This window comes from Pseudomonas sp. MIL19 (assembly GCF_028680365.1).
Lineage (GTDB): Bacteria > Pseudomonadota > Gammaproteobacteria > Pseudomonadales > Pseudomonadaceae > Aquipseudomonas > Aquipseudomonas spirodelae.
In genome coordinates this window covers 1-8,704 of the sequence record NZ_JAPPVG010000057.1, presented here as the reverse complement: position 1 = coordinate 8,704, position 8,704 = coordinate 1, and the positions used below count along the sequence as shown (strand labels likewise).

Here is an 8,704-nt window from a genome sequence, read left to right as displayed (position 1 = left end):
CTGGTAACAAAATCAGCAATCCGCCCTGGGTCAAATTTCAATCGGCAGGGTGGGTCAATTTTCCATCAGCGCCAACAGCGGGTGGCCAGCTCTTCAATCTTTGGGGCATGAATGCCCATTCCATCCTTGATTTCGCGCACAGCTTCCAAACGGCCGTGCAGACTCTGCAGGCGGGCCTGCTGCTTCATTTGCTGAGTCTGCCAGGCTGCTTTCGTTCCGCTTCTCGAGAACAGGCCAGGCTGGTTTGTAAGACTCTGCTGTAAGCGGGCCTGCTGCTGGTCAATCAGGTTTTCAATCTTGTCCTCCATCCGTTCCACCTGGTCATGCTTCGCCTGCACATAGGTGGACAAGGTTTCCTGATAGCTCTGCTCTACAGGCGCAGCCTCCAACAATGCCTGTTGCTGCCGCTCCAGCTCCTGAGCACTTTCATATAGACCGTCCTGGTCGGCGGCGTTTACTGACTGCGTTCCTGGCGGCGGCGTTTGAGTTCTGCTCGCATCCAGGCGCTCGATTGCTCCATGTCTTGCCGCAGCGATTCGATCTCTGATGGCGTCAACGGACGCGGCAGATTTGAGGTGGCCGGCTTCGCCTTGGGTGAGTTTGTCGATGCCATGTCCGAAGTTCTCCTTCCAGAATGAGTCCATTTCTTTGCCATGCTTCGCTTCGATTGCCGCGAGCATCTTAGGCTTCACTGCCATATCGACCGCGCCTTGGTGGGCAGTCATTACTGAGGCAGCCAATACACTGCCACCTCGATTCTCAACATACCCTCGCAACGATGCGAGGGTGCCGCCCATGGTCAGAGTGTCATCAACAACCAGGTACTTCTGCCCGGCTGTAACGTCACCCAAAAAAGACGGGTTGAACGCCAGGCGATGATCTGCCCCTGAGTTCGTTCGATTGACCTTCTCGGCCTGGACGATTCCAGTTTCTACGGTAAGGCCAAGGCGGTCGGCCAATACCTCGGCGAACGCCAGGGGAATCTTGTTATTGCCTGCCGCTTCGGCGGCCAAGACAGGAAGAATGCGGGGCGTCTCGTCCCCGATCAGCTCCTTGATCTGGCTGACCGTCTCGTCACTCACAAGGCGGTCAACCAGGTTAAGGGCGGCTTCCATGTCGCCCTGCTTAGCGGCTTGATATTCAGGCTCTTTTGAAAGGTCGCCTAAGTCACCATTCCGTATGACCTTGGGGAAATCCCCCCAGGCCGCTCGCTCCGCTTGGCCTAGCTTGTTCAAAAACACCTCCATTTTAGCCGCTAAAATTACATCACCGTTTCAGCCCCCTGCCCTGTACTAGCGCAGCGGCCGTAGTCTCTGCCCTACCCTGCGCGGTGTAGCTGACGGTCAAGACACTACCAACATCAGGTACTTTATCGAAATCTGCCCGATTGTGCTTGATGATGTTCACACCTGTCTTTTGATAGACAGACTCTTTATCCGCATGGATCAATTGCCCGCTATAGCTCTGCTGCTTATCCGCCGGCAAAGAGGAATAGAGGTTGTAGACCCCTGGCTTTAGCCCGTTCGCCTTGCCCACAACATCATTTGTCGCCGCCCCAAAAGATTCAGTGCCGGGCGGGGGTTTTTGAACGATGCGTTGTCCGTTCATAACCACAAGGCGCTGTTTCATTCGTTGCTCCAAATATTTCAGTCTGCAAAAAAAGGGATGCTAAAAAACCAACAAGAAGGAATTTTAGCCTACACCCTTAGATTTAAGCAGTCTCCTTAGCGCCATCCGTGCCAGCGCTGTAGGGTATTTACTGTTTTGCGCCCGCCTTCGGCTTAGCCTTGGCCTCCAAAGCCTCAATCTGCCCCTTCAACCTGGCCGCCTCTTCCCGGGCCTGACTGGTAGCAGAACGCTGCTGCTCCAGCTCCGCCAGCGTGAGCGCCTGCGTCTCACGCATGGAGTCACCCGCCTTGCCCGCAGCCTCTGCACGCTCCTCCAGGATCGCGTGACTGGTGCGCAGCGTCTCCAGTTCTGAACGGGCCGCATCACGCTCCCCCTGCACCTGCTCGATCTGCCGGGCCGCACGCTCGGCCTCGCGGATTGCTTCCTGGCGGTACTCCTGATGGGCCGTCACATTTGCCTCGGAATGGGCTTTGACGGTTGCCAGCTCCGAGCGCAACGCTTCGATCAATGTGTTTCGCTGATCCAAGTTGTCGCGCAACCGCTCAAGCTCAGCCTGGGCTTCTTTGCCAACCCGATGCGCGTGATCCAGTTCAGCGCGCAAGTCGTTCGCCCGCCGATCAATCTCTTCTGCCCGCGCCTTGTACTGGTCAGCCGTCGAGGTCATCCCTACGAGGTTTTCCTTCAAGCCGACAATCTGGCGGCCCTGCTCCTGGTTGAGCGCATTGCTCTGTTCAAGCTCGCCTTGCACCCCCTTGAGGGCCAGCCGAGCGCCTTCCAACTCCTGGGCCTGCTCATCAAAGGCTTGGCTTGTCTGCTCGCTCACACTCTCGATCAGCGTCCGCTCTGCATCCCAGCCGGCTTGCGCCGCCCGCAGTGACTCGTTGGCCAGCTCCTGGGCGTGCTGCCACATGGTTGCAACCGCCTGGTCGCCAGCCTGCTGCACCGCCTCGGGGACTCTTACCGCGATGGGGGCAGCCTGAGCGGTTTGCGCTCTGCGCCACTCCTTCATGCCGACACTTGCGTCGTTCATGTTTACGCGGGCCTGCTTACGGACGGCATCCACGGTCGGAAATGATTCACGGCCCGCCTGCTCGTAGAGCTGGTCGGCGGCTGCAAAAATCCGGTCGCGTGTTTCCTTGGTGATTTCCATGACGCCCTCCTGACTGGTAAGAATAATAAGAATAATATTATTATTCTTATTACCGTGCAAGCATTGCCGCCGTTTTCAAGAGCAAAAAAAACCCGCCGAAGCGGGGATTTCTCAAGCGAGGTGCTATCTGCAGCGTGGACTATTCAGTCCCTCCGACTGCGCAGGCGAAGAATCAACCCTCCAGGAGCTGAATTAGCTGCACATCGACAAGCACTGTCTCGAACTCTTCGCCGTCATCCTCGTACTTCAACCAGGCCGAGCCGGACTCGCTCGGGCGTTTGTTCATCATCAGGCGGGCCAACCGGCCGTCGTGCTCGACTTGAACGATGGCCTTCTTGAGCTTGGTCGGATCGCTCTCGGGTTCCTTCTTGCGCTTCCCTGGGCCTTCGGGGCCTTCCTCGCCGTCACTATCAGGGTCTTGACCGTCACCCCCGGTACGCTCCCGCGCCTCGCGCAGTGCCTGTTCTGCCAGGCTCTCCTGCTGCCCCTGCTGGCTCTTGTCGTCCAGAAACTCGCGCAGCAGCTTCACCGAGCCACGGGTGACTTCCTGGGTGTCGTCCTCCAGCCAATCGGTTACTTCTTCCGGGGCGTTCTTGTGCGCTGTGACCAGCTCGTTGATGAGCGTTACGTCTTTCACGCGGCCCGAGTTGAAAGCATCGGCAATAGGATCGGGCAGATCTAGCAGGGTGACGTGCTGAGACACGAAAGAAGCCGACTTGCCGATTTCCTTGGCGATGTCACCCTTCTTCTTGCCCTTGGCCAGCTCACGGCCAACAAAGTCGGCAATCTCGCGGGCGGTCAGGTCGTTGCGTTGCAGGTTTTCAATTACCTGGTCGGCCTCGTTGTAGTCGTTGTCGATGAAGCCGGGAATCGTGGTCTTTGCGGCCCACCTCGAGCCACGGTAGCGGCGTGCGCCGTGGTTAATCAGATAACGCCCTGGAGCATCCGAGTTCTCGCGCACGGAAATAGGGGTCTTAACCCCGCGAGCCTTGATCGTCGCGCCAATCTCCGCGATTGATTCAGGCGAAAATCCAGGGTTTTCGTCCTTGCGTGGCTGGTTAGGGTCTTCGTCAATCAGCGACATATCCAGGATCAGCGGCCCGGCATTGGCCGCAGGGGCCTCTGGCGCATCCAGCAGGGCCGAAAGGTCGCCAATGCTGCCCAAGTCCATGCCACTTGCCCTCGCCCCGTCTACGGGCTTCTGTGCGGCCTTGTTCATTGCGCAATCTCCATCTTTTCGTAAACGTATTGGGCCAACGCCCGAACTTCCTTCGCCGCAACACGCGCCGCGGTTTTCTTGATCCGCCAGACCGGCACCCCCATTGCCAAGGCGTCCGCGATGCTGCTGCGCAGCCCGATAGGGGCCGGGATCATCAGCTGGGGATATGCCGCCTTGAGTTCATCCAGGTGTTGCTTGTGGCGCGGATTACGGCCGTCAACCATGCTCGGAACCATGCCCAGGAATTTCAGGCCGGGATTGGCCTTGCGGATATTTGCGATGGCCGCATTCATCTTCTTGATGCCCTTGATGCTGTAGCGCTCAGGCTCAATCGGCGACAACACATAGTCGGACGCGTACAAAGCCGCTGCCAGGGCATTGCCGATAGTCGGCGCGGTATCGATCAGGCAAAGATCAAAACCAAGCCCGGCCAGCGCCTTGATTGAGTTCTTGAAGTTGGCACCCACCTCCCCCAGCTCTTTCTTCTCCAGGTTGGCAAGCGTCGGGTCGGCTGCGATCAGTACGATACAAGGGCCTTCCTGTTCCAGCGCAGCACCAAGTACAGCACGAAGGTCTACGTCCGCACTGAAAAGCGCGCTCGCCGTCAATCCACAAGCAAAGGACTCCAGGCTATCGCTAGCGTTCTCTTGCGGGTCAAGATCAATGAACACCAATCGCTTTCCACGCTCCAGCGCATCGAACGCTAGGTGAATCGAGGTTGCTGTTTTACCTACACCGCCCTTCTGATTGGCGACGACCGCTGTTTTCATGCCTTGGCTTCCCTTTTCCTGGCGAACTCGCTCGCCCATTTTTTTACGATGAAGGCTTGGTGCTTGGGTAGCAGCACTGTCAGCCGTTCGCACCCAGGAGGCACCCGCGCTTCGTGCGCAGCCCAAATCCGATTGACCGCCTGTGAGACAGCTCCCTTGGACAGATTCAGGGCTTCGACAAACTCCGATTGCGACCGCCCCTGAACTAACACGCCCCTCGCTATTTCCATGGTCTGATGCCCAACATCCAGGCCCGCTAACGCCGCCTGAAACTCGGCTTCGGTAAGCCGCTTCTTCATTGATTGCACCCATATCCCTTGCTCCGCAACCTGGCTTGAGTAGTGACGGTGACAGCCGCCGTTTACAGCGCAAAGTTTAGCTAAACTAACGCCGAGCCGTCAAGCATTTTAGCCGCTAAAATTTCCCAGCTAGCGCCTTCAAAGGCCCTTTGGCCTGTAGGCGCCGACGAAATAGGTTAGGCCGGTAAGCACTGCGAAATGAGCTAGGAATGTCCACCCCGCATAGCTGCCGGGCGTATCCCAGCGCGCAAACATCAGGATCATCTGGATGAATACGTCGATTGATACAATCCACTTGAGCACAGGCCAGACCAGGACAACACCGATCCACACCCCGCGCAGCAGGCGCTCGCCAATCTTCTTTGCCATCGGCGGTTGAGCCACGACAGGAACGGACTCTGTTGGCACCGGCTTAGCTTTCGGTGCTTCCTGCCCACTTGGAAATTTCAGTATGCGTGCCATGCTTGACCCCTTCACTCGCTTGCATTCCAATACCACTACAGGCGGCTGCTCCGCATAGCCTGGGCCTTTGCGTGACAGCGCAGGGCCAAGCGCCCCGGATCACTCCGGGGCGTTCCCCCTACTCCCCCAGCTCTACGATTGCGCTGGTTTCAAAACTGAAATGTACGCCCCGCATATAGACGCCCGTTTCCTTGGCGCGGTCAGGGTGCGCATCACAAATAATGATCTGACGCGGCTGGTTAGGGCCGTTGCCATGCAGATCGTACAGGCTTTCAAGTACAACCCAGCGCAACCCGTCCACCAGAATTGTCATGTCTTGCTTGACCAGGTGAGCGGGAGTGGTCTTCCTTGCCATCGGATGGTATCTCCGGTTTGACCTGAGCAACATGCCCGGCCTTCGGAAACAATAATAGGACACAATGTCCTATTTATCAATGGATTTAGCTGAACTTTCGAGGATACTTTAGCGGCTAAAATCGGCTTCCCTTGGCGTAAAACCACGGCGAAGCTGACTCTTGCGTGGCACGTCCTGGACTCAAACCAGGGCATCGTCTGCAGGTCGGCGACTAATCCACAGCGGCAAGGGGGGAGAAAGTTTCACCGCAGCACGCGCCGGGAGTCGCTGAGCCTCTACTTCCAGGGCGGCAATGCGCTCGCCTGCCTGGATGATACGGCTCTTGGCGTCCGCAATAGCTCTATCGAAGCGCTCCAGGTCGTAGGCAGTGGCACGCTTGCAGGCGATCACCTCAACCTCGGCTAGAACGCGGCTGGTGATCCGCTTCCAGTTCTTGACTTCACCCACACCGACACAAGCGTGGTAATCGCAATTAACCCGGCGCGAAAGACGGTCTGTTTCGTTGCGGAAAACAGCGACCTTGACGGTATTGCTCATCGGAAAATCTCCGGTTTTGACCTGGACAGCATGCCCGGCCTTCGGAAAGAACAATAGGACATAATGCCCTATTCGACAAGCGATTAATTCGCTATATCCTTCCTATTGTGCCATATAACGCCAAGGCCGGCTTCATGGCAAAGCAACGCCCAGGCCGCGTATGGAATCGGCGTAGCTCCACCCGTCCAGCGGCGAAGAGTGCGGTCGCCTTGAACGCCCAAACCCAGGAAGCGTGCCGCCATACCACCCGTGAATTTCGGAATGTCCTTGCGTGCCGCGATGATCCGTAACAGCTCGCGCACCTCATCCGGCGTAGGGGCCTGCCAACCATCATCAGCAGGGCGTAGGCACTCAAATCGAATATTTACTTCCACTTCGTTTTCCCTTGTCTGGATGCTCTTACCAGACAGCCTCAAGCCCGCCAAGCTCCCGGAGCCATGCAGCCAGCCATGCCGTCTGATTCTGTTTCTGTTTGGGGGTTGTCGGCTCGCCCCCACTCGCTATGCCCGACTGAAAGTTGGCCAGCGATCTAAGAAATCTATCTCGCCAGTAAACCTCGCGTGGCATTTTCTGCCAAAACGGTGTCCCGGGTGGATAAACCTTCTCGTCAACCTTTGGCTGTACCGCCTCGGCCCATTTCTTCACCTGGTACGCCTGGTGCGCGGGCAGGATTACCCGCACACGCTCGAATCCTTTCCGCATCATTTCTTCCCCTTTGCCTTGATCCTGGCCTGTGCAGCCTCGGCCCACTTCTTGACGATGAACGCTTGGCGGGCAGGAAGAACAACATCGACCATTTCAAAGCCGTATGGCACCTGGTCGGGCAGCTCCTGCTTGTTGACTCGCTCCTGATCGGCTTCGCCATCAAGGCGTTGCAGCTCCTGCCGGATGCCCTCGATCTTCGACAGGCCAGCCGATATATGGGCACTTTTCAGATAGAAAATCGTTTCCATTGCGACCTTTGCTGCTTCGGTCGCGTTGCCTGCCGCGTAAAGCAGGTCAATGTCTGTAAGAGCCGCCAGCCCGCCAAGGCGGTGTTCTTCATACTTGGCCCGATCCAGCTCCAACCCGGCCAACTCAGACGCTAGACGCTTCTCCAGCCAAGCCTTGTACGGCTTCGGCTTAGTCGGTACGGCCCCATGCCCAATACGGAAATCGAAGCCGTTCTTCCTTGGGCCAATCTCTGAGGCTGGGACGATGTTTCCCAGATACTTTGCTATGGCGTCCTGGTCGGCCAGCTCCCGCACTGTTTCCACCTTCATGATTTACTCCAGGTAGATGCCCCAGCCTCTCGGCCGGGGCAGTGGGGTTAGTCGATAGCAGCGAAAATCTGGCCAGCGTCCGGGTGTTCTCCCGCGTAATCGTGCAGCAGATGGTACTGATCGACTATGCGATCTGACCCGGTGCGGTTTGCCAGCTCGCAGACAGCGTAAAGGGTAGCGACGATGCCAGCAGCATCAGCAGACAGCTCGCCGTCAAACCAGTTACCTGCAACGCGCACGCGAAAGGTTCTTTCGGTAGCCGGTGCCATGTAGAAGCTGCCATTCGACAAGGTGTAGTAGTTCCACAGACCGCCGTTGTAGTCCTCGGACAGATTGCGCATCCAGCAGAAAACCAGACCCTCACCATTCATCATGTGCTCTTCACCAAAAAATGCAGGCAAGAAGCCCATGCGGCTTTCTTCTGGCAGCAGGGTTGCGATGATCGGGAGGGGGGATTGCTCGGCGTTGCTCATCGGATGTTCTCCGGTTCTGACCTGGGCAATATGCCCGGCCTTCGGAAAGAATAATAGGACATTTTGTCCTATTATTGCAAGCGTTATTTCCGTTATTCCGAAATATCTCCCCAGGACGTAAAAAACCCGGCGTCTGCCGGGCTTGTGGGGCACCTATTCGTCTTCGTCTGGATAGCGGCGGGCGTCGATCCGTTCGCCGCGCATCCTGTAGCTCTCTGTCGCCTCCGCATTGAACTGGCGCACCTTCTCCAGCTCTTCGGCAATCGCCTTGGCCATGGGCTGAGCAGCCAGGCTCATGCGTAGGATAGTGTCGATTGAGCCTAGGGCTCCTTGCATGTAACGGTTGCGGTCGTTGGAGTGGGCCAGCATGTTTTCAAGGGTGGCCTTGGTGCGCAGGGTTGCTACCGTGGTACTCATCGGATGCTCTCCGGTTTTGACCTGGGCAACATGCCCGGCCTTGGATGGGTGCCCGGCCTGGGCCGGGGGGGGGGGGGGGGGGTTGTTGCAGACCCAGTGGGCAAGGCCCGGGATGGGGGGGGTGCGGTTCC

The 8,704-nt window shown here is 57.6% G+C and carries 13 protein-coding genes; all 13 read right to left on the bottom strand.

All coding sequences use genetic code 11. The annotated features are described in order from the left end of the window. Nucleotides 1-65: 65 nt before the first annotated feature. Nucleotides 66-1,241 carry a phosphoribosyltransferase gene (locus N1078_RS19020; RefSeq protein WP_274089649.1) on the bottom strand — a complete coding sequence of 392 codons (1,176 nt, stop codon included), beginning with the start codon at nt 1,239-1,241 and terminating at the stop codon, nt 66-68. Nucleotides 1,242-1,266: 25 nt separating this feature from the next. After that, on the bottom strand, nt 1,267-1,629 hold the full coding sequence (locus N1078_RS19015) for a KfrB domain-containing protein (protein WP_274089648.1): 363 nt from the start codon (nt 1,627-1,629) through the stop codon (nt 1,267-1,269). Nucleotides 1,630-1,756: 127 nt separating this feature from the next. Next, nucleotides 1,757-2,779 carry a DNA-binding protein gene (locus tag N1078_RS19010; RefSeq protein WP_274089647.1) on the bottom strand — a complete coding sequence of 341 codons (1,023 nt, stop codon included), beginning with the start codon at nt 2,777-2,779 and terminating at the stop codon, nt 1,757-1,759. A 172-nt stretch (nt 2,780-2,951) separates the two neighbouring features. Further along, a complete protein-coding gene (locus N1078_RS19005; RefSeq protein ID WP_274089646.1) occupies nt 2,952-3,998 on the bottom strand; it encodes a transcriptional repressor gene korB in 1,047 nt (348 codons plus the stop codon). After that, nucleotides 3,995-4,768 carry a ParA family protein gene (locus N1078_RS19000; RefSeq protein WP_274089645.1) on the bottom strand — a complete coding sequence of 258 codons (774 nt, stop codon included), beginning with the start codon at nt 4,766-4,768 and terminating at the stop codon, nt 3,995-3,997. Before N1078_RS19000 ends, N1078_RS19005 begins: the two co-directional genes overlap by 4 nt. Then, nucleotides 4,765-5,067 (bottom strand): TrfB-related DNA-binding protein, encoded by a 303-nt coding sequence (locus tag N1078_RS18995; protein ID WP_274089644.1) that lies wholly within the window; start codon nt 5,065-5,067, stop codon nt 4,765-4,767. The genes N1078_RS19000 and N1078_RS18995 overlap by 4 nt, the downstream gene beginning before the upstream one ends. 138 nt (nt 5,068-5,205) lie before the next feature. Beyond that, a complete protein-coding gene (gene kleE / locus N1078_RS18990; RefSeq protein WP_274089643.1) occupies nt 5,206-5,529 on the bottom strand; it encodes a KleE stable inheritance protein in 324 nt (107 codons plus the stop codon). A gap of 118 nt (nt 5,530-5,647) precedes the next feature. Beyond that, on the bottom strand, nt 5,648-5,884 hold the full coding sequence (locus tag N1078_RS18985; protein WP_274089642.1) for a hypothetical protein: 237 nt from the start codon (nt 5,882-5,884) through the stop codon (nt 5,648-5,650). 180 nt (nt 5,885-6,064) lie between these two features. After that, nucleotides 6,065-6,421, bottom strand: coding sequence for a hypothetical protein (locus N1078_RS18980; protein WP_274089641.1), 357 nt, complete (start codon nt 6,419-6,421; stop codon nt 6,065-6,067). 83 nt (nt 6,422-6,504) lie between these two features. Then, nucleotides 6,505-6,795: a KorC repressor protein gene (locus N1078_RS18975; protein WP_274089640.1), complete on the bottom strand. Its 291-nt coding sequence runs from the start codon at nt 6,793-6,795 to the stop codon at nt 6,505-6,507. 327 nt (nt 6,796-7,122) lie between these two features. Continuing rightward, nucleotides 7,123-7,683 carry a hypothetical protein gene (locus N1078_RS18970; RefSeq protein WP_274089639.1) on the bottom strand — a complete coding sequence of 187 codons (561 nt, stop codon included), beginning with the start codon at nt 7,681-7,683 and terminating at the stop codon, nt 7,123-7,125. Nucleotides 7,684-7,730: 47 nt separating this feature from the next. Next, entirely contained in the window at nt 7,731-8,156 is a 426-nt protein-coding gene (locus tag N1078_RS18965) for an antirestriction protein (RefSeq protein WP_274089638.1), read from the bottom strand. Between the two features lie 153 nt (nt 8,157-8,309). Next, on the bottom strand, nt 8,310-8,573 hold the full coding sequence (locus N1078_RS18960) for a hypothetical protein (RefSeq protein WP_274089637.1): 264 nt from the start codon (nt 8,571-8,573) through the stop codon (nt 8,310-8,312). Nucleotides 8,574-8,704 lie beyond the last annotated feature (131 nt).

What these genes read in the sequence shown, in the direction of transcription:
- N1078_RS19015 (WP_274089648.1), bottom strand. Translation starts at nt 1,629, where the DNA reads ATGAAACAGCGCCTTGTGGTTATGAACGGACAACGCATCGTTCAAAAA.
- N1078_RS19010 (WP_274089647.1), bottom strand. Translation starts at nt 2,779, where the DNA reads ATGGAAATCACCAAGGAAACACGCGACCGGATTTTTGCAGCCGCCGAC.
- N1078_RS19005 (WP_274089646.1), bottom strand. Translation starts at nt 3,998, where the DNA reads ATGAACAAGGCCGCACAGAAGCCCGTAGACGGGGCGAGGGCAAGTGGC.
- N1078_RS19000 (WP_274089645.1), bottom strand. Translation starts at nt 4,768, where the DNA reads ATGAAAACAGCGGTCGTCGCCAATCAGAAGGGCGGTGTAGGTAAAACA.
- N1078_RS18995 (WP_274089644.1), bottom strand. Translation starts at nt 5,067, where the DNA reads ATGAAGAAGCGGCTTACCGAAGCCGAGTTTCAGGCGGCGTTAGCGGGC.
- kleE (WP_274089643.1), bottom strand. Translation starts at nt 5,529, where the DNA reads ATGGCACGCATACTGAAATTTCCAAGTGGGCAGGAAGCACCGAAAGCT.
- N1078_RS18985 (WP_274089642.1), bottom strand. Translation starts at nt 5,884, where the DNA reads ATGGCAAGGAAGACCACTCCCGCTCACCTGGTCAAGCAAGACATGACA.
- N1078_RS18980 (WP_274089641.1), bottom strand. Translation starts at nt 6,421, where the DNA reads ATGAGCAATACCGTCAAGGTCGCTGTTTTCCGCAACGAAACAGACCGT.
- N1078_RS18970 (WP_274089639.1), bottom strand. Translation starts at nt 7,683, where the DNA reads ATGAAGGTGGAAACAGTGCGGGAGCTGGCCGACCAGGACGCCATAGCA.
- N1078_RS18965 (WP_274089638.1), bottom strand. Translation starts at nt 8,156, where the DNA reads ATGAGCAACGCCGAGCAATCCCCCCTCCCGATCATCGCAACCCTGCTG.
- N1078_RS18960 (WP_274089637.1), bottom strand. Translation starts at nt 8,573, where the DNA reads ATGAGTACCACGGTAGCAACCCTGCGCACCAAGGCCACCCTTGAAAAC.